At 72.0% G+C, this 24,508-nt stretch carries 15 protein-coding genes; 7 read left to right on the forward strand and 8 right to left on the reverse strand.

Features of this window, described 5'->3' with window-relative positions; genetic code table 11:
- Positions 1–202 precede the first annotated feature (202 nt).
- Positions 203–13,921 carry a type I polyketide synthase gene (locus CGL27_RS12625; RefSeq protein WP_119986653.1) on the reverse strand — a complete coding sequence of 4,573 codons (13,719 nt, stop codon included), beginning with the start codon at positions 13,919–13,921 and terminating at the stop codon, positions 203–205.
- Positions 13,922–14,317: 396 nt separating this feature from the next.
- Here CGL27_RS12625 and CGL27_RS12630 point away from each other — a divergent pair, with 396 nt between their 5' ends.
- The gene (locus CGL27_RS12630) at positions 14,318–15,610 is read left to right on the forward strand and encodes a carboxymuconolactone decarboxylase family protein (protein WP_119986655.1); all 1,293 of its coding nucleotides are present in this window, start codon (positions 14,318–14,320) and stop codon (positions 15,608–15,610) included.
- A 97-nt stretch (positions 15,611–15,707) separates the two neighbouring features.
- On the opposite strand, the gene CGL27_RS12635 is transcribed toward CGL27_RS12630, so the two are convergent.
- The 6 genes from CGL27_RS12635 to CGL27_RS12665 all read right to left on the reverse strand — a co-directional run bounded on the left by CGL27_RS12635 (position 15,708) and on the right by CGL27_RS12665 (position 20,430).
- Entirely contained in the window at positions 15,708–16,385 is a 678-nt protein-coding gene (locus tag CGL27_RS12635) for a class I SAM-dependent methyltransferase (protein ID WP_119986656.1), read from the reverse strand.
- 71 nt (positions 16,386–16,456) lie between these two features.
- Positions 16,457–17,533, reverse strand: a complete 1,077-nt coding sequence (locus CGL27_RS12640) for an HAD-IIIC family phosphatase (protein ID WP_119986658.1) — start codon at positions 17,531–17,533, stop codon at positions 16,457–16,459.
- A gap of 27 nt (positions 17,534–17,560) precedes the next feature.
- Positions 17,561–18,670 (reverse strand): acyl-CoA dehydrogenase family protein, encoded by a 1,110-nt coding sequence (locus tag CGL27_RS12645; RefSeq protein WP_119986660.1) that lies wholly within the window; start codon positions 18,668–18,670, stop codon positions 17,561–17,563.
- A complete protein-coding gene (locus CGL27_RS12650) occupies positions 18,663–18,935 on the reverse strand; it encodes an acyl carrier protein (RefSeq protein ID WP_043236862.1) in 273 nt (90 codons plus the stop codon). The genes CGL27_RS12645 and CGL27_RS12650 overlap by 8 nt, the downstream gene beginning before the upstream one ends.
- A 2-nt stretch (positions 18,936–18,937) precedes the next feature.
- Positions 18,938–19,801 (reverse strand): 3-hydroxyacyl-CoA dehydrogenase family protein, encoded by an 864-nt coding sequence (locus tag CGL27_RS12655; protein WP_119986662.1) that lies wholly within the window; start codon positions 19,799–19,801, stop codon positions 18,938–18,940.
- Positions 19,802–20,271: 470 nt separating this feature from the next.
- Positions 20,272–20,430 (reverse strand): hypothetical protein, encoded by a 159-nt coding sequence (locus CGL27_RS12665; RefSeq protein WP_162952970.1) that lies wholly within the window; start codon positions 20,428–20,430, stop codon positions 20,272–20,274.
- Positions 20,431–20,583: 153 nt separating this feature from the next.
- Between CGL27_RS12665 and CGL27_RS12670 the strand changes: the two genes are divergently transcribed.
- Together CGL27_RS12670 and CGL27_RS12675 are read left to right on the forward strand one after the other, a co-directional pair.
- Positions 20,584–21,432, forward strand: a complete 849-nt coding sequence (locus CGL27_RS12670; RefSeq protein WP_119986665.1) for a helix-turn-helix transcriptional regulator — start codon at positions 20,584–20,586, stop codon at positions 21,430–21,432.
- Positions 21,411–21,635, forward strand: a complete 225-nt coding sequence (locus tag CGL27_RS12675; protein ID WP_119986667.1) for a DUF397 domain-containing protein — start codon at positions 21,411–21,413, stop codon at positions 21,633–21,635. The genes CGL27_RS12670 and CGL27_RS12675 overlap by 22 nt, the downstream gene beginning before the upstream one ends.
- Here the strand turns inward: CGL27_RS12675 and CGL27_RS12680 are convergent.
- Positions 21,598–22,362, reverse strand: a complete 765-nt coding sequence (locus tag CGL27_RS12680; RefSeq protein WP_119986669.1) for a sulfite exporter TauE/SafE family protein — start codon at positions 22,360–22,362, stop codon at positions 21,598–21,600. The genes CGL27_RS12675 and CGL27_RS12680 overlap by 38 nt on opposite strands.
- A 53-nt stretch (positions 22,363–22,415) precedes the next feature.
- On the opposite strand from CGL27_RS12680, the gene CGL27_RS12685 reads away from it, so the two are divergent.
- The 4 genes from CGL27_RS12685 (at position 22,416) to CGL27_RS12700 (ending at position 24,501) form a co-directional block, all read left to right on the forward strand.
- Positions 22,416–22,691, forward strand: coding sequence for a CopG family transcriptional regulator (locus CGL27_RS12685; protein ID WP_119994366.1), 276 nt, complete (start codon positions 22,416–22,418; stop codon positions 22,689–22,691).
- Positions 22,688–23,107, forward strand: coding sequence for a PIN domain-containing protein (locus tag CGL27_RS12690; protein ID WP_119986671.1), 420 nt, complete (start codon positions 22,688–22,690; stop codon positions 23,105–23,107). Before CGL27_RS12685 ends, CGL27_RS12690 begins: the two co-directional genes overlap by 4 nt.
- A 75-nt stretch (positions 23,108–23,182) precedes the next feature.
- Positions 23,183–24,055 carry a helix-turn-helix domain-containing protein gene (locus CGL27_RS12695; protein ID WP_119986672.1) on the forward strand — a complete coding sequence of 291 codons (873 nt, stop codon included), beginning with the start codon at positions 23,183–23,185 and terminating at the stop codon, positions 24,053–24,055.
- 5 nt (positions 24,056–24,060) lie between these two features.
- Complete coding sequence (locus CGL27_RS12700; RefSeq protein ID WP_119986674.1) at positions 24,061–24,501, forward strand: VOC family protein; 441 nt, start codon at positions 24,061–24,063, stop codon at positions 24,499–24,501.
- Positions 24,502–24,508 lie beyond the last annotated feature (7 nt).

Here is a 24,508-nt window from a genome sequence, read left to right on the forward strand (position 1 = left end):
TGTAGATCACTCCAGACACCGTCAGGCAAGGGGAATGCGCGGGATTCACGCGCTTCCAACCCTTCCTTCCGGCGCCCGGCCGGGCATCGTCTCCCGCCGCCGTCTTCTCCTGGTGCTCCCGGACCAGCCACACACGTGTCCTGGTGCGTACGCACCACAGGCGGGGACGGGGGCAGCCCCCGTCCCCGCCCGGAGAAGCTGTTCACTCCAGCCCGGTGAGCCAGTCGGTGAGGTGGCCCGCGGCGGCGGGGGCGTGCTGGTTGACGAGGGTGAAGTGGTTGCCCGCAGTGGTGCGGGTGGTGGTGATGTGGGGAAGGGCCGTCTGCCAGTCGTGCGGCACCGGGTCCGCCCCGTGTGCTGCGGGGAGCGGGTCCGAGGCGCGCAGGAGCAGGGTCGGGAAGGGCGTGGGTGCGGGGGTCCAGGTGTGGATGAGCTGTGCCAGCCAGGCGTAGGCGGACAGGTCGGTGGCGGTGAAGCCGTCGGTGTGGTGCTCGCGCTCGTACAGGCCGTGCCACAGGTGGGGTTGGAGGGCGAGGGCGGCGGGGGATTCCAGGATGTAGGTGTCCAGGAGGACGACGGCCCGTACGGGCATCCCGTGGTCGGCGAGACGGCGGGCGGTCTCATGAGCGAGGATGCCGCCGGATGAGGTGCCCAGGAGGATCACCGGGTCGGTGGTGTCACCGCCGGTGCTCGCGGCCACGGCGTGGGCCAGCCCTTCGACGAGGGCTTCCCGGGTGGCGGGCAGTGCCTCGTCGGTGCCGAAGCCGGGGGGCGTCAGGCAGGAGACGTCCCAGGTGTCGGGGAGCGCCCCGGCCAGGGCGAAGTAGGTGTCGGGTCCGGTCAGGGGCACGATGGGGGCCACGCAGATCAGCCGGGTGCCTGAGGTGCCGGTGGTGAGCCGGTCCAGGGTGGACGGCAGAGGCCCGGTGCTCTTGGGCCGGAGGGCGGCGAGGTCGAGAAGCAGGGTTTCGGCCTCGTTCCCGCGGCCCGTCCGCACGGCGTCGCGGTGGAGGCGGGCGACCAGGTCGGTCGTCGGGGCCGCGCCGGTGCCGTGGTCCTCGGCCTGCGGCGTGGCGAGGTGGTCGAGGAGATGGCCGGCCAGGTCGGCCGGGGTGGGGTGGGTGAGAACGACGGTGCTGGGCAGTGTCGTGCCCATCGCGGCGGCCAGCCGGTTGCGCAGGTCGATGGCGGCGAGCGAGTCCATGCCGTGGTCGCGGAAGGCGGAGTGTTCCTCGATCGCCTCGCCGGATGAGTGGCCGAGCGCCACTCCGGCCTCGCTTCGCACCAGGTCGAGGAGGAGTCGCCGCGCTTCCGCGGGCGGCAGGCTCCGCAGCCGTGCCGTGAAGTCGCCGTGTCCGCTGGTGGGTTCGGGCTCGGTGAGCTTGGCCGCCTCCGGCAGCTCGCTGAAGAACGGGCGGGGTGCGGCCTCGGTGATGACGGGGAGATGGCGGTCCCAGTCGATGTCGGCGACCGTCAGCGCGGTCTCCTGTTCACGCAGCGCCTGGGCGAGCGCGGCCAGGGCCAGGTCACCGTCGAGGAAGGACATTCCGCTGCGCAGGAGTTGCTCGCGGTCGTGCTCGCTCATCCGCCCCCGTGCCTCCTCCCAGGGGCTGTAGGCGATCGCCGTCGCGGGGGCGCCCCGGGCGCGGCGCCGGGATGCCAGCGCTTCCAGGTACGCGTTGGCCGCCGCCTGTGCCGCGTGGTGGCCGATGCCCCAGACGCCGGACACCGAGGAGAACAGCACGAAGGCGTCCAGGCCGGTGTCGTCGAGCAGTTGGTCGAGGTACGCGGCGCCCGCCGCCTTTGTGTGCAGCGCGTCGGCGAAGTGCTCGGGGCTCGCCGTGGAGAGCGGGCCGAGCGGGCTCGTTCCGGCCGTGTGCACCACGGCGCGCACCGGATGGCCGTCCGCCGAGAGCCGGTCGAGTACGTCGGCCACGGCCTCCCTGTCGGTCAGCTCGCACCCCACCACCTCGGCGGTCGTTCCCTGGGCGGTCAGCTCCGCCACCAGTTCGGCCGCGCCCGGTGCCTCGGGGCCACGCCGGTTCATCAGCACCAGGTGCTCCGCGCCCTGGTGGGCCAGCCATCGGGCGACCCGGCTGCCCAGCGCGCCGGTGCCGCCGGTGACCAGGGTCGTGCCGCGGGGTGCCCAGGTGCCGGGCGAGTCGGCTCGTGCCGGTGCCCGCACCAGTCGCCGGACGAGGACGCCCGAGGGGCGCACCGCCGCCTGGTCCTCCCCCAGGTCCGCCGAGAGCAGCGCGGCGAACCGCCCGGCCGCCTCGGGGTCGAGGCGCTCCGGGAGGTCGGCCGGACCGCCACGCAGCGACGGTGCCTCCAGGGCCGCGGTCCTGGCGAGTCCGAGGACCATCGCCTGCCGCGGGTCGCGGACCGGGTCGGCCGGGCCGGTGGACACCGCGCCGCGGGTCACCGTCCACAGCGGCACCTCGGCCCCGGCCGCCATCAGCGCCTGGACCAGCGACACGCTGAGGGCCAGACCGGCGGGCAGCGCGGGTTCGCCGCTGCCGGTGTCCTCGGCCGCCGCGAGCAGCGACACCACTCCGGCCACCCGGTCGAGGCCGACATCGGCGAGCTGTGCGGCCATCGCCTCCGGGCCGGTGCGGGTCCCGTCGAGGAGCACACGGCGCGCCTGGGCGCCGTGTGCGGTCAGCGCGGCCACCACATCCGTGTCGTCGATGGAGTCGGTGGTGAGCACCAGCCACGTGCCGGTCAGTGTGGGGCCGGCGGGGACGCGCAGGGGTGTCCACACCGTCCGGTAGCGCCGCCGGCCGGCCAGCGTGTGCTCGTCCTGCCGCCTGCGCCACGCCGACAGCGAGGGGAGCACCGAGTCGAGCGCGCCCTTGCTCTCGGGTTCGAGGCCGATCAGCGTGGCGACGGCGGCGCTGTCTCCCTGGTCCACGGCGGTCCACAGCGGCTCGTCGGCACCTGCGGCGGTGCCGGCCGGCGAGGTGGACGGGGCGGGCGGGGCGATCCAGTACGACTCGTGCTGGAAGGCGTAGGTGGGCAGGTCCACCGTACGGCCGCTGGGCAGCACGCTGGTCCAGTCGACGGGCACGCCGTGGGCGTACGCCTCCCCGAGCGAGCGCAGGACCCGGTCCCATCCGCCGTCGTCCCGGCGCAGGGTGCCCAGGGTGACGGCGGGGCTGCCCGCGTTCTCGATGAGCTCGCTGGTGCCGACCGCGAGCACCGGATGCGGACCGACCTCGATCATGACCCCGTAGCCCTCGCCCAGGAGACCGGTCATCGTCTCGGCGTAGGACACGGTCTGCCGCAAATTACGGCACCAGTACCGGGCGTCCAGCTCCTCGGTGCCGAGACGGCCCCCGGTCACCGTGGAGTAGAACGGCACCTCCGAGGGGCGGGGCCGCACCGGAGCCAGCAGCTCCAGCAACTCGGCCTCGATCTCGTCGATATGCGCCGAGTGGGCGGCGAAGTCCACCCCGGCCAGCCGCCAGCGCATGATCCTGGCGGCGGACAGACCGCGCTCGACCTGGCCGAGTGCGGCCGGATCGCCGGAGAGCGTCACCGTCTTCGGTCCGTTGACCGCCGCGATGGACACCGCGCCGGACACCTCGTCCAGCAACTCCCGGATCCGCTCCGGCGATGCCATCGCCGACATCATCGCGCCCCGTCCGGACAGGCGCTCGTGGATGAGCCGGCTGCGCAGCGCCACCACGCGGGCGCCGTCGTCCAGCGACAGGCCGCCGCTGACGCAGGCGGCGGCCACCTCGCCCTGGGAGTGGCCGACGACGGCGGCGGGCTCGACGCCGAACGAGCGCCACAGCGCGGCGAGCGAGACCATGACCGTCCACAGCACGGGCTGCAGCACATCGGGGCGCCGCTCGATCGGCGGAGCGCCGGGCTCACCGCGGATCACCTCGGTGGGCGACCAGTCGAGGTACGGGGCCAGGGCCGCCTCGCAGTCGGCGACGCGCGCGGCGAAGACGGGCGAGACATCGAGCAGTTCGGCCGCCATCCCGGCCCATGCCGCGTCCTGTCCGGGGAACACGAAGACCACCGGGCCGCGTTCGGTCGCCGTGCCGCGCACCGCCGCGGGATCCGAGGTGCCCTCGGCCAGGGCCGCCAGGCTTCCGCGCAGCGCCGCGGGGTCCTCGCCGACCAGCACCGCCCGGTGCTCGAACGCGGCACGCGTCGTGGCCAGGGAATGCCCGATGTCCACCGGGTGCGCCCCCGGGTGGGCGTCCAGATGTGCGAGCAGTTTCGCGGCCTGGGCGCGCAGCGCCGCGGCCGACTTGCCCGCCAGCGGCCATGCCACCGGCCCGTCCCCCACCGGATCCGGGACCGGGGCGGTGGGCGCCGGGGCCTGCTCCAGTACGGCGTGGGCGTTGGTCCCGCTCATGCCGAACGCGGAGACCGCGGCCCGCCGCGGACGGCCGAGGTCGGGCCACGGTGCCGCCTCGGTCAGCAGCTCGACCGCGCCCGAGTCCCAGGCGATACGGGAGGACGGCTCGGCGGCGTGCAGCGTCTTCGGCATTTGGCCGTGCCGCATGGCCATCACCATCTTGATGACACCCGCGACACCGGCGGCCACCTGCGTGTGTCCGATGTTGGACTTGACCGAGCCGACCAGCAGCGGCGGATTGCCGCCCCGGTCCTGGCCGTAGGTGGCCAGCAGCGCGTGCGCTTCGATCGGATCGCCCAGTGCGGTGCCGGTTCCGTGTGCCTCGACCACGTCGACGTCGGACGCCGCGAGGCCGCTGTTGGCGAGGGCCTGCCGGATGACCCGCTGCTGCGCGGGCCCGCTCGGCGCGGTCAGCCCGTTGGAGGCGCCGTCGGAGTTCACCGCCGACCCGCGGACGACCGCCAGCACCTGGTGGCCGTGGCGGACCGCGTCCGAGAGCCGCTCCAGCACCAGGAGGCCGGCGCCTTCGGCGATGCCCATGCCGTCCGCCGACTCGGCGAACGCCTTGCTCCGTCCGTCGGGCGCCATGACCCGGTGCCTGCTCAGCGAGACCAGCAGGTCCGGGCCGGTCAGCACGGTGGCACCGCCCGCCAGGGCCAGGGTGCTCTCCCTCGAGCGCAGCGACTGGCACGCCATGTGCAGCGCGACCAGGGACGCCGAGCAGGCGGTGTCCACCGTCACGGTCGGCCCGTGGAGGTCGAAGAGATAGGCCAGACGGCCCGAGAGCACGCTGGGGAGCGTGCCGGTGAGCTGGTAGCCGTCGGAGTCCGCCGACACCCCCGTGCCGTACTGCTGGGTGGTCGCCGAGACGAAGGTGCCGGTCATGCTGGACCGCAGGGAGGCGGGGTCGATCCCGGCGCGTTCGAACGCCTCCCAGGTGAGCTCCAGCAGCATCCGCTGCTGCGGGTCCATCGAGACGGCCTCACGCGGGGAGATGCCGAAGAACGCCGCGTCGAACTCGGCCGCGCCGTCGACAAAGCCACCCGCCGCCGAGTAGGTCGTGCCCGTCCGCTCCGGGTCGGGGTGGTACGCGCCCGTGTCCCAGCCGCGGTCGGCGGGCAGCGGGGAGATGGCGTCCGTGCCCTCGGTCAGCAACTCCCACAGTTGCTCGGGCGAGCGCACCCCGCCGGGAAAACGGCAGCTCATTCCGATGATCGCGATCGGCTCCGCGTCGGCCGCCCCGGCTCCCGTACCGCCCGCCGTGATCGCGGCCGGTGCGGCGCTCCCCCGCCGCTCGTCGGCCTCGCCGCCCAGCTCGGTCCACAGATGACCGGCCAGGGCCTCCGGCGTCGGATGGTCGTAGATCAGGGTCGAGGGCAGGCTCAGGCCCGTCCGCTTGCGCAGGGTGTTGCGCAACTGACCGGCGGTCAGGGAGTCGAAGCCCATGTCCTTGAACGTCCGCCCGCCCCCGGCCGCCGCCGGACCCGCGAGCCCGAGCACCGAGCCCACCTGCTCACGGACGAGCTGGAGCAGGGTGTCATGGGCCCGGTCGGCCGTCAGTCCGGTCAGCAGGCCGGAGCCGCCACCGGTGGCGGCGGCCCGGCGGACGGCGCCGGTGGGCACCAGGCCGCGGAGGACGGCGGGCACGGTGCCACGCGCCCGCAGGGCGGCCCGGTCGACGCGGGTGGCGACGAGGGACGCCTCGCCCACCGCGCCCGCGGTGTCGAAGCAGGCCAGTCCCTCCTCGACGGTGAGCGTCGGCAGCCCGGCCGCGGCGATCCTGCGAAGCTGCGCGGCGCTCAGCCCGGCCGACATACCGCCGCTCCGCGGCCAGAGCCCCCAGCCGATGGACAGGCCCGCGAGCCCCTCCGCGCTCCGCCGCCGCGCCAGCGCGTCCAGGAACGCGTTGGCCGCGGTGTAGGCGGCCTGCCCCGCGTTGCCGAGGACGCCGAACACCGAGGAGAACACCACGAACGCGGTCAGCCCGTGGTCACGCGTCAGCTCATGCAGATGCCAGGCGCCGTCCAGTTTCGGGCGGAACACCGTGTCCAGCCGGTCCGGGGTCAGCGCCCCGACCAACCCGTCGTCGAGCACACCGGCGGCGTGCACCACACCGGTCAGCGGGTGCTCGGCCGGAATCGCCGCCAGCAGGGCGGCCACGGCCGCGCGGTCGGAGACATCGCAGGCGGCGGCGGTCACCCGCGCGCCCTGCCCGGTCAGCTCGGCCACCAGTGCGTCGGCGCCCTCGGTGTCGGCACCGCGACGACCGGCCAGCACCAGGTGGCGCACCCCGTGCGCGGTGACCAGGTGCCGGGCCACCAGCGCGCCGAGACCACCCAGACCGCCGGTGACCAGTACGGTGCCGTCACCGCCCCATACGGTGCCCGGCGCGGACGGGTCCGGGGCGTCGGCGGAAGCCAGCCGAGGTATCAGCAACTCACCGGCGCGCACCGCCAGTTCGGGCTCGTCGCGGTCCAGCGCCGCGCGCAGGGTCCCGGCGGCGGCCGACACCGGATCCCCGGTATCGGCGGGGTCCAGGTCGAGCAGGACGAACCGGTCGGGGCTCTCCTGCCGGGCCGACCGCACCAGCCCCCACACCGCGGCCGCCACCACGTCAGGGGCCGTGTCGGCGGTGGTGGCCACCGCGCCACGGGTCACGAACACCACCCGGGCGGGCCGACTCTTGCCGGTCTCATCCGTGTCGGCGGCGTCGCCTGAGTCGTCGTCGTTCAGGTGGTGCCGCAGCGTGTCGAGCACGGACGCGGTGACCGCACGGACCGCCTCCGGCACCGGCACACCGTCCGGCGCGGTGACCGGGACCAGCACCGCCTCCCCGGCGCTCACCGGGCCGTGCCCACCGGTGTCCGGCACCGGCGCGGGCAGCCAGTCCAGGCGCAGCAGCGGTCGCGCCGCCATGGCCCCCGAGGTGTGGACGTCCGGCGTACGCAGCGTCAGCGTGCGGGCCGACACCACCGGATGGCCCTCGGTGTCCACGGCGTTCAGCGTGACGGTGTCCTCGCCCGTGGCGCGCATCCGTACCCGCAGTACCGACGCGCCCACGGCGTGCAGGGACACCCCGGACCAGGTCGACACCTCGGAGCGAGCCGAGGCACGCGCCTCGTCGTTCAGCCCGGTCGACGACGCGATGTGCAGCGCCGCGTCCAGCAGCGCGGGATGGAGGCGGAAGGCATCGGCATCCTCGGCGATGTGCTCGGGGAGGGCGACCTCGGCCAGCACCTCGTCCCCGGCCCGCCAGACCGCCCGGACGGCCTGGAACGCCGGCCCGTAGGCGAGCCCGGCCTCGCGCCGCCGCTCGTAGAAGCCGTCGAGGTCGACGGGTACGGCGTCCACGGGCGGCCACGCCGACCCGGCACCGGCACCAGCACCAGCACCAGCACCGGGCGTGCCCGGCGCGAGCGTGCCGGTGGCGTGCCGCGTCCAGGGTGCGTCCGGTGTGTCGGCGGGCCGCGCGTAGATGCCCAGGGTGCGTCGGCCGCCGTCGCCGGGGCCGCCGAGCGCGACCTGGATCCGTACGCCGTCGTCGTCCTGCCCGGGCAGCACCAGGGGGGCGTCCAGGGTGAGTTCCTCGACGAGACCACAGCCGACCTCGTCGCCCGCGCGTACCGCCAGCTCGACGAATCCGGCGCCGGGGAAGGTCAGGTACCCGGCCACCACATGGTCGGCCAGCCACGGCTGCGCCGCCACCGACAGCAGGCCGGTGCACAGCAGACCGCCGGTCTCGGGCAGCTCCACGACCGCGCCGAGCAGCGGATGTTCCACAGCGCCGAGCCCGGCCGGGACCGCGCCCGCCGAGGTGTTGCCGACGGGCGCGGTCCAGTACCGCTCCCGCTGGAACGCGTAGGTCGGCAGCGCGACCCGGCGGGCGCCGGTCCCGGTGAAGAGTTCGGCCCACCGGACCGGTACGCCCCGCACATACAGCCGGGCCGCCGCCGCCAGCGCGGTGGGCTCCTCGCCGCGGTCCTTGCCCAGCAGCGGCACGGCCTCCACCCGTGCCACCTCGGGCAGGGCGTCCTGCGCGAGCACCGACAGCGTGGCGTCCGGGCCCAGTTCGAGGAAGATGTGCGCGCCGGCCCGCGCCGCGGCGCCGACCGCGTCGGCGAACCGCACCGTCATCCTGACGTGCCGCACCCAGTAGTCGGGGGTACGGATCCGCTCCGCGCCGATCGGCTCACCGGTGACGGTCGAGACGATCGGGATGCGCGGCTCGCCGAAGGCCAGGCCCTCGACGACCGCGCGGAAGTCGTCCAGCATCGGTGTCATCAGCGGGGAGTGGAAGGCGTGGCTGACCCGCAGCCGGGTGGTCTTGCGGCCGTCGGCCGCGAACCGGTCCGCGATGGCCTCGACCGCGTCGGCCTCCCCGGACACCACCACCGCCTCGGGGCCGTTGACCGCGGCGAGTCCCACGCGGTCCTCGGAGCCGGTGAGCAGCGCCGCCACCTCGTCCTCGGTGGCCCGCAGCGCGACCATGGCGCCGCCTTCGGGCAGCGCCTGCATCAGCCGTCCGCGGGCGGCGACGAGGGTGCACGCGTCGGGCAGGGACAGCACCCCGGCCACATGCGCCGCCGCGATCTCGCCGACCGAATGCCCGATCAGCAGATCCGGCGCCGTCCCCCATGACTCCACCAGCCGGTAGAGGGCCACTTCCAGGGCGAACAGCGCGGGCTGGGCGTATTCGGTGCGGTTCAGCAGCTTCGCGTCGTCGCCGAACACCGCCTCCCGCAGCGGCCGTTCCAGTTCGCCGTCCAGCAGCGCGCAGACCTCGTCCCACGCCGCCGCGAACACCGGGAACCGGCCGTGCAGTTCGCGCCCCATGCCCAGCCGCTGACCGCCCTGACCGGCGAAGAGCAGCGCCAGCGGGCCGGGGTCGCCCGCCATGCCCTCGGCCACCTTCACGGGCCGCGCGTCACCGTCCCCCGCGCGGTCCGTCGCGCGGTCCGTCGCGGCCAGGAGGACCGCTCGATGCTCCAGCTCGGAGCGGGTCGTCGCCAGCGAGTAGCCGATGTCGGCCGCCGCCGCGCCGGTGTCGGCCACGAACGCGGCCAGCCGGTCCAGTTGCGCCTCCAGCGCCGCCTCGCCACGAGCCGACACCGGCCACGGCACCACGTCCGGCCCGGCCTGCGCCCGCGGCGCGCCCGAGGGCCGCTCGGCGGTCTCATCGGTACGGTCCCGCGGTGGCTGCTCGATGATCACATGCGCGTTGGTGCCGCTGATCCCGAACGACGACACGCCCGCGCGGCGGGGCCGCTCGGCCGGTGGCCACAGGGTGGGCCCGGTGAGCAGCTCCACCGCCCCGGCCGACCAGTCCACCTGCGACGACGGCGCGTCCACATGCAACGTGCGCGGCAGTACGCCGTGCCACATCGCCAGGATCATCTTGATGACGCCCGCGACACCGGCGGCGGCCTGCGTATGCCCGATGTTGGACTTGAGCGACCCCAGCAGCAGCGGGCGGTCCGGGTCCCGGTCCTGTCCGTAGGCGGCGAGCAGCGCCTGGGCCTCGATCGGGTCGCCCAGCCGGGTGCCGGTGCCGTGCCCCTCCACCGCGTCCACGTCCGACGGCACCAGTCCGGCACCGGCCAGGGCCTGGCCGATCACCTGCCGCTGCGAGGTTCCGCTGGGCGCGGTCAGGCCGTTCGACGCACCGTCGGAGTTGACCGCGGAGCCGCGCAGTACGGCCAGCACCCGGTGGCCGGCCCGGGTCGCGTCGGAGAGCCGTTCCAGCACCAGGACGCCCACGCCCTCGGACCAGCCGGTGCCGTCCGCGGCCTCCGCGTACGCCTTGCAGCGGCCGTCGGGCGACAGGCCGCCTTGCCGGGCGAACTCCACGAAGATGCCGGGCTCCGACATGACGGTGACACCGCCGGCCAGCGCCAGGGAGCACTCGCCATTGCGCAGCGCCTGCGCCGCCAGGTGCATCGCCACCAGCGACGACGAGCACGCCGTGTCGACGGTCAGCGCGGGCCCGCGCAGCCCCAGGGCGTAGGCGATCCGGCCGGACAGCACGCTCGGCGAGGTGCCGGTGAGCAGATACCCCTCCGCGGCACCGGAGCTGTCCTTGAGTCGCGGACCATAGTCCTGGGCCATCGCGCCCATGAACACGCCGGTCCGGCTGCCGTGCAGGGACGACGGGGCGATCTCGGCCCGTTCGACCGCCTCCCAGCTCATCTCCAGCGCCAGCCGCTGCTGGGGGTCCATGGCTTCCGCCTCACGCGGCGAGATCCCGAACAGCGTCGCGTCGAAACGGTCCGCGTCGTAGAGGAATCCGCCCGCCCTGCCGGCCGCCGTCATCTCCGGCGCCCATCCCCGGTTGGCGGGCAGGTCGGAGACGGCGTCGACTTCGCCCGACACCAGATCCCACAGTCCCTCCGGGGAGTTCACCCCGCCCGGGTAGCGGCAGGCCATGCCCACGATCACCACCGGGTCGTCCGCGGGGACGGCGCGAGGTGCGGGCGACGCGCCGCCGGTCAGCGGGCCGGTGAACGCCGTGGCCAGATGGTCCGCGCACGCGTCGGGCGTGGGGTGGTCGAACAGCACGGTGTTGGGCACCCGCAGCCCGGTCGCGGCCTTCAGCCGGGTCGCCAGCTCCACCGTCATCGCCGAGTCGAAGCCCAGCTCCTTGAAGGACCGCGCCGGGTTCACCCGCTCCGCGGAGGCGAATCCCAGCACCACGGCCGTCTCCGTGCGCACCAGCCGCCCCAGGTCGGGGCGGGTCCACGAAGCACCGGATTCCGCACGCTCCGGCTCCGGTTCCGACTCCGGCTCCAGGTGCTCCAGGTCGGTGGCGTGTTCGGCCACGGCCGCCGGAACGGCCGCGGTGGCGCCCCCGGCGGGCTCCGGGAGCCAGTACCGCTCCCGCTGGAATCCGTACGTCGGCAGGGCCACCCGCCGGGCGTCGGTCCCGGCGAACGGCCGCGCCCAGTCGACCGGCACCCCGCGGACGTACACCTCGGCCAGACAGCTCAGGAACCGGTCCATTCCGCCCAGTTCGCGCCGCAGCGTGCCGACGGCTATCGCCCGGACGTCGGCCGCGTCGATGGCCTCCTGCACGGCGGGGGTCAGCACCGGGTGGGAGCTGACCTCGACGAAGGCCCGGTGGCCCTGGCCGAGCAGCGCCCGGACGGCCGGTTCGAAGGCGACGGTCTGCCGCAGATTGCGGTACCAGTACCCGGCGTCCATGCCGGTGGTGTCCAGCCACTCGCCGGTCACCGTGGAGAAGAACGGCACGTCGGCCCGGAGCGGGGCGATGCCCTCCAGCGCGGCCGACAGCTCCTCGCGCACCCGCTCCACCTGCGCCGAGTGCGAGGCGTAGTCCACCGCGATGCGCCGCACCCGCACATCCGCGCCCGCGAGTTCCTCGAACAGCTCGTCCAGCGGCTCCAGTTCACCGGAGACCACCACCGAGCCGGGCCCGTTCACCGCCGCGATCGACACCCGGCCGTCCCAGCGGCCCAGCCGCGCCTCGGCCTCGGCCCGCGGCAGCGCCACCGACAGCATGCCGCCCGCCCCGGAGAGGCGGCGTGCGATGGCCTGGCTGCGCAGCGCCACCACGCGGGCCGCGTCCTCCAGCGAGAGCGCACCGGCCACGCAGGCCGCCGCGATCTCCCCCTGGGAATGGCCCAGCACCGCGTCCGGGACCACCCCGTGCGCCCGCCACACCGCCGCGAGGGAGACCATCACCGCCCAGGAGGCGGGCTGGACCACATCGACCCGTTCCAGCGACGGGGCGCCCTCGGCCTGTCGCAGCACCTCCGGCAGCGACCAGTCCACATGGGGTGCGAGCGCGGCGGCGCACTCGGCCAGCCGCTCGGCGAAGACCGGGGACTCCGCCATCAACCGGACGCCCATGCCCGCCCATTGCGAACCCTGGCCGGGGAAGACGAACACCGTCCGGCCCTCGACATCGGCCACTCCCCGCACCACGCCCGGCGCGGACTGGCCGTCGGCCAGCGCCGCCAGCGCGCCCAGGGCCTCCGGCCGGTCCGGCGCGAGGACGACGGCGCGGTGGTCGAACGCGGTTCGGGTGGTGGCGAGGGAGAAGCCCACGTCCACCGGGTCGAGCCGCTCGTGCTCCGCCAGATGGGAGGCGAGGCGGGCGGCCTGCGCGCGCAGCGCGTCCCGGGTCCGGCCCGACAGCGGCCACGGCACGGCGCCACCCGCCACCGGGGCACCGTCCGCCGGGTCCGAGCCCATGTCGGTCGGCTCGGTGGCGGACACCACCAGATGGCAGTTGGTGCCGCCCATGCCGAACGACGAGACTCCGGCCAGGGCGCGGCCGTCGCGGTAGGGCCACGGGCGGGTCGCCGACACCACGTCCAGGTGCCACTCGTCGAAGCGGATCCGCGGATTGGGCTGGGCGAAGTTCAGGCTGGCCGGCAGCTCGCCGTTCCGCAGCGACAGCACGACCTTCAGGAGGCCCACGATGCCCGCGGCGCCCTCCAGATGCCCCACGTTGGTCTTCGCCGAGCCGACCAGCAGCGGGCTGTCCGCCGCGCGGTCCGCTCCGTACACCGCGCCGAGCGCCGCCGCCTCCACCGGATCGCCCACCCGGGTGCCGGTGCCGTGCAGCTCCACATACTGGACCGCCGCCGGGTCGACCCCCGCACGTCGGCACGCCGCCGCCAGCACCGCCCCCTGCCCCTCGGGGTCGGGGGTGGTCAGGCCCGCGCCGGGGCCGTCGTTGCCCACCGCGCTGCCCTCGATGACGCAGTAGATCTCGTCCCCGTCGGCCAGCGCGCTCGCCAGTGGCTTGAGCAGCACCATCCCCGCGCCCTCGCCGCGGGCATACCCATTGGCGCGCTCGTCGAAGGTGAAGCAGCGGCCGTCCGGGGACAGTGCGCCGAGCCGGGCCGCCGCCAGCGCGCTGTCCCGCACCAGGTTGAGATGCACACCGCCGGCAAGTGCGGTGGCCGACTCCCCGCGCCGCAGGCTCTCGCAGGCCAAGTGCACCGCGACCAGCGACGACGACTGCCCGGTGTCCACCACCAGGCTCGGCCCCCGCAGGCCCAGGAAGTAGGACAGCCGGTTCGCGATCACGCTGCGGTTCAGTCCGGTGAGGGTGTGATGAGCGATGGCCGCGGGTCCCCTGCGCCGGTCCAGTACGCCGTAGTCGTCGGCGGTCACACCGATGAACACGCCGGTGTCCTCGCCCCGTACCTCGGCGGGCAGGACGCCCGCGTCCTCCAGGACCTCCCAGCCCAGCTCCAGGGCGAGCCGCTGCTGTGGGTCCATCGCCCGCGCCTCACGCGGCGAGATCCCGAAGAACTCGGGGTCGAAACGGTCGACTTCGTCCAGGAAGGCGCCCCACCCGGTCTCGCCGGAGTCCGCCGCCCCGTCGTCGCTCCAGCGGCCCGGCGGTACCTGTGACACCGCGCTCATCCCGCCGGTCAGCAACTGCCAGAACCGCGCGGGATCCTGCGCGGACGGCAACCGGCAGGACACCCCCACTACCGCGATTGCGGTGTCCTGCGGCTGGATTCGGCCAGCGGATATGGACTCAGGTCGGCTCACGGTGCCGCTCCCCACTCGTCGTCCTCACGGGCTCGGCAGGAGTGGCAAGTGCTGGCACACGCCGGGTCTCCGAGAATCCGGTGACACCGGACCGCCGTTCAAGTCGTGATCAACAATGTGCGAAATAGTACATGTATGGTCGGATGAAATCCCTGAGCATCCCTTCGCGTGGCGTCACTCTCCCTTTGGGGCTATTCGTCGCCTGTTTCCCCTCCCGTAGACGCATGCCGACGCATGCGAAGTTGCTGGGAATTCACCTAGACCTCCGGTGTTTGAAAACCCGTGCGATCGCCTATCGTTGGGCGGGGTCGGCCGAAAAGAGCTGCCGAACGTCAAGCTGCCCGCTGCCCGACAGCCGACAGCGCGTCCGTCGGGACGCCGACGTGACAACACAAGCGCGAGGGTGAGGAAATGCGGCCCAGGATCGATCCGCAGGACGCGGACGACTTCGCCGTCACACCGGCCGGCCAGGTTTACCTCAAGGAGGTCAGCCAGTCATTGAACGGGATCCTCGCGGACCGGCCGCCGCCGAACGTCCACCGGACCATCGCCAACCACCCGACGCTGCTGCCCGCGATGCAGCCGCTGATGTCTCATGTGGCGGGCGACATCCTCCCGTCACGCGAGCGCGAGCTCGTCATCCTGCGGACGGCGTGGCGTTCACAGGCGTCGTACGTCTGGGCGCATCACCATGCCGCGGGGCTCTTCGTCGGGCTGACCGAGACGGAGATCGCCCGTGTCGCCTCGGAGGACGCCACCGGCTGGACGCCGTTCGAGGCCGCCCTCCTCGCAGCGGTCGACGAGCTCCACACCAAGTCGGCGATCTCGGACAGCACCTGGAAGCAGCTCGCCGAGCGCTACAGCGAGGAGCAGATCCTCGAACTGCTGGCCCTCGCCGGAACCTACAAGACCCTGGCGTTCATCCTGAATTCCTGCCTGGTCCCGGTCGACAGCTGGATGGAGCGTCCGGCGCTGCTGCCGGTGGACCCGGGGCAGCTCACCTCCGGCAGGCATGCCCGCCCGCGCGAGTCGCTTCCGGGATCGGACGCCGAGACATGGAACCGACGCATCGTGCTGCAGAACGACACCGGGCTCTCGCAGCTCACACCCTCGGCGGCCCACCCCGAGCCGCCACTTCATGAGATCCTCGTCCGCTATCCGGACCTGATGTCCACGGCCACGCAGGCCCGCGAGACCGGCTCGCCGCTCCTGCTGATCCGCCGGAACTCCTCGGACATCATGCCGGACACGGACGGCTACTCCTTCAGCGCCACCCATCTGTTCGCCGATTCCACGGGTGTCCCGATTCTCGCCGAAGTGGTGGAACCGCACGACACCTGGAACGCGCACAGCGCCCTGTCGAAAATTCTCGACTACGCGGGCAGCGGGGCCCGGCACTGGCCGCTCCACATACTCCAGCGCTCGCTCGAGTACACCGCGCAATTGCAGGACACCAGCGCGGAGGGTTTGCTGGCGGAGATGGGCTATCCGATCGACCAGGGCTCGTTCCTGCGCACGATCGAGGGGAATCTGGCCCTGGGCAGGCTCCGTATGGTCATTGTGGCCAGTCAATTCCCGCCCGAATTCAACCGGGTCATCTCGTTCCTCGGCCAGCAGCTCCGCCCCGCCGAGGTGTACGGCGTCGAACTGCGCCGCTTCTCCGACGGGGCCCAGGCGGCGTACATACCGAGGGTGGTCACCTGAGCGGGGAGGCCCGCGCGGACGGCCGAGGCGGGCCGGGGCCGAAGCCCCGGCCCGCAGTCACTCACCCATCGGCCGGTTCACTTACTCACCAACCCGCTCACTCACCCGCGGGGCGCGTCTTGCGGATCAGCGTGATGCCGTCCGCCATGGGGACCAGGGACATCTCCACCCGCGGATCGTCGTGGACCAGCTTGTTGAACGCGCGGATCCCGGCGGTGTCGACGTCCTGCGCCTCGGGGTCCACGACCTTGCCGAAGAACAGGGTGTTGTCGACCACGATCAGACCGCGGTCGCCGAGGAGCGTCAGCGCCATCTCGTAGTAGTGCGGGTAGCCCTGCTTGTCGGCGTCGATGAACACGAAGTCGAACGTGCCGGGGCCCTCCTCCGCGAGGATGGCCTTGAGGGTGTCGGCCGCGTCACCGACGCGCAGGTCGATCCGCCCGTCGACGCCCGCCCTGGCCCAGTAGTCGGCGCCGATGCTTGCCCAGCGGTCGGTGATGTCACAGGTCACGAGCTGTCCGCCGGGCGCGAGCGCACGGGCCAGGCACAGGGTGCTGTACCCGGTGAACGTGCCGATCTCCAGGATCCTGTTCGCCGGGGTGAGTCCGGCCAGCAGCGTCAGAAGCTGGCCCTCCTCGGGCATGACCTGCATCGCGGTGCCCGCGGGAAGCTCCGCCGTCGTCTCACGTAGCTGCCGCAGGACCTCGTCCTCCCGCAGGGAGAACTCCCGGATGTACTCCGAGAGCGCGGCCGGGAGACCTACCTGGTTCGCCATGCGTCATCCATCTTCTCTGGTCTTCTCACATCGGAACCGGCCGGGAGGCGGACCTCCCGGCCGGCGAGGGCTCAGACGCCCTGGAGGCTGACGGCGTGCAGCTCCATCGTGGGCGGCGGGTCGGACGGCGCCGGGGACAGATGCAGCCGCTGGATGTCCTCCTGTGCGGGCGCGGGCAGCCCGGCCCGGCAGTCGCACGGCTCGTCGGTGAAACCGGCGAAGCGGTAGGCGATCTCCATCATCCGGTTGCGCTCGGTCTGCCGGAAGTCGGCGGCCAGATGGACACCCGCCTGGGCGGCCTGGTCGCCGAGCCAGCGCAGGATCGCCGAACCGGCGCCGAACGACACCACCCGGCACGACGTGGCCAGCAGCTTGAGATGCCAGACGCCTTCGTGCTTCTCCAGCAGTTGGAGACCGACCGCGCCATGCGGCCCGAACCGGTCGGTGAGCGTGGTCACCAGCACCTCATGGCGCGGATCGGCCAGCAGCGCCCGCAGATCGGTGATGGAGTAGTGCACACCGGTGGCGTTCATCTGGCTGGTGCGCAGCGTCAGCTCCTCCACCCGGGAGAGCTCCTCCTCGGTGGCGCGTCCGATGCGCATCACCAGCTCCAGCGAGCGCAGGAAGTCTTCGCTCGGCCCGGTGAACTCCGCCTCGGCCGCCTTCCGCTCGAACCCGGCCTGGTACATCTGCCGGCGGCGGCGCGCGTCCACGGTCACCGTCGCCGGGTTGAACTCCGGCAGGGCGGAGAGCTCGGACAGTTGCTCGGCGTCATAGCAGCGGACCTCGGGCAGATGGAACTGGACCTCCGCCCGCTCCGTCGGCTGGTCGTCGATGAAGGCGATCGTGCCGAGCGCGAAGTTGAGCTCGGTGGCGATCTCCCGCACCGAATCGGACTTCGGACCCCAGCCGATGTGCGGCAGCACGAAGTACTCGGCGACGCCCAGCGCCTCCAACTGCTTCCAGGCCAGGTCGTGGTCGTTCTTGCTGGCCACCGACTGCAGGATGCCGCGGCCGTCCAGCTCGGCGATGAGTTCTCTGACCGGGGCGGGGAGCGTCACCGCTCCGTCCTCCAGCAACGTGCCCTGCCACAGGGTGTTGTCGAGGTCCCACACCAGACACTTCACGATCGAGGTCTGTTCAGCCACGGCTCTTCCTTGTCTCGGTTCGCCAACTCATGTCGCGGGCATCGATACGGCGTGGTCGGCGAGGATCAGCTCACAGATCTCCGTACTGCCCTCGATGAGCTCCATGAGCTTCGCGTCGCGGTACGCGCGCTCGACCACATGGCCCTCGTGTGCCGCCGCCGAACCCAGCACCTGCACCGCCGTGGCGGCGCCCTGCGCGGCCTGGACCGCGCTCACCTGCTTGGCGAGAACGGTGGCGACGACCATCTCGGGAGAGCCCTCGTCCCAGCACCGGCTGGCGTGTTCGCACACCCGGGTGGCGATCTGCTCGGAGGTCAGCAGATTCGCCAGGTGGCGGGCGACGAGCTGGTGGTCCGCGAGCCGCTTGCCGAACTGCGTCCGGGTGCGGGCATGGCCGCGGGCCGCGTCGAGGCAGGCCCGGAGGATGCCGACGCAGCCCCAGGCGACCGAGATCCGCCCGTACGCCAGCGCGGTGGTCACCAGGAGCATCAGGGGCTGTCCACCGCCGAGCACGGCGGTGGCGGGCAGCCGCACCTCGTCGAGCGTCACGTTCGCATGGCCCGCCGCCCGGCAGCCGGACGGCTGCGCCACCCTGGTCACGGTGACGCCCGGAGCCGAGGCGGGCACCACGACGGCTGCCGCACCTGAGCCATAGCGGCCGACGACAACGATCATGTCGGCGTAGTGGGCCGCGGTCGTCCAGACCTTCTGGCCGCGGACGATGACGGTGTCGTCGTCCCGCTCGATGGTCGTGGTCATCGCCGACAGATCGCTGCCCGCCTCCGGCTCGCTGAACGCGACGGCGGCGAGCTGACCCCCGGCCAGTTTCGGCAGGTACTCGGCGTGCTGTTGTGCGCTGCCCAGGCGCTGAATGGTCCACGCGGCCATGCCCTGCGAGGTCATCACGCTCCGCAGGGAGCTGCACCGGCTGCCCACGAACGCGGTGAACTCGCCGTTCACCGCGCTGCTCGCGCCGAGCCCGCCGGACGCCTCCGGCACCCCGGCGCACAGCAGACCGCGAGCGGACAGCGTGCGCAGTACGTCGTCGGGGATCAGACCGGTCCGGTCCCACTCCGCGGCCCGGTCGCCGACGAGGTCGTCGACGAGGTCACGGGCGCCGGTGAGCGGCTCAGTCATCGGCGGGCTTCTCGCCGCCGCGCAACCGCACCACCAGAGCGGTCATGGCCGCGATGGTGCGGAAGTTGTCCCGCTTGAGGTCGTCCCCCAGGATCTGCACGGAGAAGGCCTGTTCCAGATGGACGACGAGCTCCATCGCGAACATCGACGACACCAGCCCGGACCCGAAGAGGTCCTGGTCGGCAGGGACCTCCGCCTTCACCCGCTCCGAGACGAACGCCGTGATCGCCTGCTCGGTCGCCTCGGCGGTGACTGCCTGGTCCATACTCACGAAAGCACCTCTCCATAGTTGTAGAACCCGCGCCCTGTCTTACGCCCCAGATCACCGGCGCGCACCTTCTCCATCAGAAGTTCACAGGGTTCGAAGGTGGAATTTCCGGTCCGCTCGGCAAGCAGCCGAAGAGCGTCCGCGAGATTGTCGAGTCCGATCAGGTCGGCGGTGCGCAGCGGGCCGGTCGGATGACCGAGGCAGCCGTGCATGAGCTGGTCCACGTCCTCGACACTCGCGGTGCCCTCGGCCACGATGCGCGCCGCCTCATTGATCATGGGGTGCAGCAGCCTGCTGGTGACGAAGCCCGGCGCGTCCCGCACGACGACCGTCTTCCGCCCCAGCCGGCCCAGCAGGGCCAGGATCGCGGCCATGGCGTCCTCGCCGGTCTGCGGGCCGCGCACCACTTCCACCATCTCGATGAGATAGGACGGATTCATGAAGTGAACCCCGGCCAGTTCCGCGGGCCGCTGCACCGACTTCGCCAGTTCGGCGATGGGAATTCCCGAGGTGTTGGTGATCAGCGGGGTCCCGGCGGGGACCGTGCCGGAGAGGTCCGCCATGACCCGCGCCTTGAGCGCGGCGTCCTCGGTGATCGCCTCGATCACCACATCGGCGTCCGCGACATCGCCGCTGGACAGCGTCGTGGTCAAGGTCCCGGTGGCCTGGGAGGCGGGGAAGGCGCCCATGAACTGCCCGTGCCGCAGCAGTTGGGCGATTTCCGCTCGGGCGCTCTCCAGCACGTCACCCGAGACATCGACCAGCACGACATCGACCCCACGGCCCAGCGCGAGTGCGGTGATGTTGCGTCCCATTACCCCGGCACCGACGACAGCGATCGTGTCCGATGCGGAACCCGCCATCCCCTGCCTCCAATCGTCACTCAGATGAGCGCGCCCCCGGTAGGGCGCACAACAAGTGAATGCCAACAGGAACGGCAGGCCCCTGTCTCTATGGCACTTTCAGGTAAAAATACTAGGAGCGCGCGGCCGATGTCGATGGGGCGCAACCACCGCCGCCACCTCGGCGTCTTCACCTCGGTCCAGGGCGATCCGGACCACCCGCCGGCCGTCGCGGACGGCAATCACCAGCCCACGGGGCCGTTCACGTCGATACGGAGTTGGTCGGCGCGCGAGCTGTGGACCCGCCCCCGGGTTTCGATGACCCGTGGGGCCGCCATCAACGGCCCGCCCGTGCGTCGTCAATCGCGGCCAATACGTCCGACGCAGTCAGGCTCGCAGTGGCCTCCGCTTCGGCGCGGTCTACGAGCTCGGCAAGCGTGGGCCCGGCCGCTTCACACGGCCGTGACTGCCAAGCCGACTCGTCACCGGGGTCACAGGTCCGCACGGTCGCGGTGGCGCGGGCAGCGGCAGGGCGGGTACTGGCTGGACCGCAAGGGTTCGAGCTTGTCCTTGACCACGACGACCACCCTGCCGAGCTCCTGCGTCACGACCGCGCCGTCCGGCGAGACGCGGTAGACGCGCATCGTCATCCGTGGGGCATTGGATTCGGTGTGTGAGAACACGTTGACCTGTCTTTCCGGTCGGCCAATTACGTTGTGTGCACATACCGTTGCGGTCCGGCGCGTAGGCTGGAAAGAGGCGACACGTCCCAGCCAAGATCGCGGGACAAGAGGGGATGCACGATGCCGTTCCAGCCACGCGAACTGTTTCCCGACCGCTCCGCACGCGACCTCTTCGGCGCGGAGATCCGCCGCCATCGCGAGAAGGCGGACATGTCCTTACGGCGGCTGTCCGAGGTGCTGAACTACAGCAAATCGCACCTGGCCCGGATCGAGGCGGCGGAGTCCCTGCCGTACGACGACCTTCCGGCGAAGCTGGACGCGTGCTTCGGGACGGACGGGATGTTCGCGCGCATCTACGCGCTGGCGAAGAACGAGCCGTTCAAGACCAAGTACCGGGATGTCATGGAGGTTGAGAAGCGCGCGGTGGCCATCGAGGAGTACGCCTGCGCCACCATCCCCGGTCTGCTCCAGACCCCCGAACACGCAAGGGCGTCTCTACGCATCGGGAACCGATTCGCTCCCGAAGTGGAGATCGAGGCGATGACGAAGGCCAGGGTCGACCGGCAAGCTCGGCTGGGCCAAACCCAGCCACCTGACTGCTGGTTCATCGTGGACGAGGCCGCGTTGCGCCGCGCCGCCGGAGAGCCGGATGTGATGCGCCACCAGTTGATGTCCCTGATCGAGCGCGGGACGCAACCGCACGTGACCATCCAGGTCCTGCCTTTCGGTGCAGGTCAGCACCCGGATGCGGGCAGGACTCTGGTTCTCTACACGCTGCCCAATGAACCGATGCTCGCCTACGAGGAAGGCTCTCATCGCGGGGGATTCATCGAGCACTCAGACGCGGTCACAAAGCTCCGCAAGAACTACGATCTGCTCAGGGCCATGGCCCTCTCGCCACGGGACTCCGAGGCGATGATCCAAGCCGTGATGAAGGACTTGACCTCATGGGAACCGCCCCAGATCTGAGAACCGCTTCGTGGCGCAAGAGCAGCTACAGCAACAACGACGGCGGGGTATGCGTCGAGGTCGCCGACAACCTCCCCGGCATCGTTCCCGTACGCGACTCCAAGTACCCCGGCGGCCCCGTCCTCATATTCCCCATCCACTGCTGGAGCGCGTTCATATCGAGCCTCACCGCAGGAGCAACTGAAGTCCACCCAGCACCGTAGCCCCGATGACCAGCCGCTCGAAGAGCCGCTGATTGATCCGGTCCACGCACGCCCTACCGATGTACGCACCGGGCAGCACGAAGAGCACCAGCAGCGCGTCCAGGAGCAGGGAGCGGCCGTCGATCAGGCCGAGGCCGACGCTGAAGGGCACCTTGGCGACGTTCACGATCAGGAAGAACCAGGCCGAGGTGCCCAGGAAGCCCAGCTTCCGGAAACCGGCGGAGAGCAGGTAGAGCGACATCACGGGGCCGCCGGCGTTGGCCACCATCGTGGTGAAGCCGCCGAGCACACCGTACGAACCGGCCTTGAGCCGGGCGCCCGCCCCGTCCGCGTCGGGCGTCGCGGGGGCCTCCGCACGGGCCGCCGCACGCCGCCGCCACACCGTGACCCCGGCCATCAGCAGCAGGATCGCCCCGATGGACGTGCGCACCTCCGCGTCCCCGGCCCAGAGCAAGAACGCCGTGCCCACCACGACCCCGGCCGCGACCGCCGGGAACAGCCGCACCAGGGTCCCCCAGTGGGCGTGTCGCCGATAGGTGCGCACGGCGAGCAGGTCGCCGACGATCAGCAGGGGCAGCAGCACACCGGTCGACTCCCGGGCCGGAAGCACCGCCGCGAAGATCGCGAGGCTGACGGTATTGGCACCGCTGACGGCGGTCTTCGAGAAGCCGACGAGTATGGAGGCGGCGGCGAGCGCGAGGAATTCCCATAGGGCAAGGCTGTACATGCCAAGGAATTCTGCCTGGTACGGCAGGCACGGTGGAGAGTATGGTGTCTGGTATGGCGACGAAAAAGGTGACAGTCACCATCCCCGAGGAGCTTCTCGACGAAATCCGGGCGGACGCGGCGGAGCGCGGGCTGTCCGCATATGTCGCTGACGCGCTACGAGTCAAGCGTGACCGTGACCGGCTCGTGGAGCTGGTGGACTGGCTACAGGAAGAGTACGGACCGGTCGCCGAGGAGGAGAGCGCCGCCGCCTTGGCCGAACTGGATGAGATTGACGCCGAACATGACCGTCGCAGGGCGCAGCACGGCGGCGTCGGGGAAGCCGCGTGACGAAGCGAGTCCAGCAGCCCAAGCGGCTGCGCGTGTTCGTGCTCGACTCCGAAGCCCTCTCACAAGCGGTGCGCGGTGAGCGCCGCATGATCGCTCTGCTGGATCTGGCGGCCAAGGGGGAGGTCGAGGTGGTCACCTCCCCCATGACCGTGATCGAAGCGCACGACGGCAGAATCACCGAGCGCCGGTGGGACTGGGTCCTGTCCCGTCTGCACGTAGCCGACCTGGGCAGAGATCAGGCCCGGGCCGCCCGTCGGTTGCTGGCCGACGCCGGGCTCCACGGCCACAAGTACGCCATCGACGCTGTGCTGGCCGTCGTGGCTAAGGAACGAAGGGGTCAGGTCACCGTTTTCACGTCGGATGTGGATGACCTGGAGCGGCTCCTCCCCCCAACGGTGGTAGTCCGCAAGGTCTAGCGGACGCCCGGCTCATCGAGTGCGACGCCGTCTGCGGGCGGGCCCGCTGTCAGAGGGGCGAGTGATACTGGGCCCATGAGCAGCCACGAGTTCGTGCGGGCCGGGGCCGGGCTCGGGTGCGGGCTTGGTGGGATGGTGGTGACCGCCGTCGGCTATCGCTCCCAGGGGATACCGCCGACGTTGCACCGGGGGCTGCCCTCTCCCTATCTGACGCTGATCTTCTCCTTGGAGGGCCCCGTCGTCGGCGGCGGCACGCCAGAGCAGGCACGGGGGCCCGGCGCCGCGCGGGAGGAGATCGTCGTCGGCGGTCTGCACCAGCGACCGGCGTATATCGTCCAGCCCGGCCGGGAGGCCGGTTTGCAACTCGCGGTGCATCCGCTGGCGGCGCGCACACTGCTGGGGCTTCCGGCCGGGGCGCTCACCTCCGAGCTGGTCACCTCCGGGGCGGACGTGCTGGGAAAGCGGGCTGCCGAAATTCGGGAGCGGCTGTGTGAGCAGCAAACGTGGGCGGACCGGTTCGCCACGCTGGGCGCGTATCTGCGGGAGCGCGCGGCGGCGGGCGAGGACGGGGCGCCGGTGCGAAGCGAGGTCGCCGAGGCGTGGACGTGGCTGGCCCGGCATCGGGGGGCCGGGACGCTGACGGGCCTGGCCGAGCATGTGGCACTCAGCCCGCGCCGGCTGACCAGCGTGTTCCGGGCCGAGACGGGGCTGAGCCCCAAGCAGGCGGCGCGGCTGATGCGCTTCCAGCACGCCAGAAGCACGGTGGTCCGGTCCGTGGCGGTGGGCCGGGCGCCGGATCTGGCCCGGGTCGCGGCCGAATGCGGCTACTTCGACCACTCCCATCTGGTGCGCGACTTCCGTCAGTACACCGGGGTGAGCCCGACCGCCTGGCTGGCCGAAGAGTGCCGGAATATCCAAGCCGGAGGCCATCTCTACGGCGAAGAGTAGAGCCCATGAACACCGCACCGAACCAGCAGCAAGAGCAGCAGAAGCAGCCGCGTGATCCGGCCGTCTGGCCCACGCTCCAGGCCCATGACGCCATCGCCCTGATCGACTTCCTGGTCGACACGGTCGGCTTCCTGCGCACGGCCGTCTACCAGGACGAAGACCGCGTCGCCCATGCCCAGCTCGACTGGCCCGAGGGCGGCGGCGTCATGCTCGGCTCGTACGACCCGGCCACCAAGAGCTGGTGCCTGGAGCCGGGCACCTTCGGGGCGTACGTCGTCACCGACCACGTCGACGCGCTGTACGAACGGCTCACGGCGGCCGGTGTGCGGGTGCTCCGGCCGATCGAGGACCAGCCGTACGGCAGCCGTGAGTTCGCCATCGCCGACCCGGAGGGCAACAAGTGGTCCTTCGGCACCTATCGCGGTGAGCCCCGGCCCGCCATCTGACAGCCAT

This window comes from Streptomyces sp. 11-1-2, assembly GCF_003595545.1.
Classification (GTDB): domain Bacteria; phylum Actinomycetota; class Actinomycetes; order Streptomycetales; family Streptomycetaceae; genus Streptomyces; species Streptomyces hygroscopicus_B.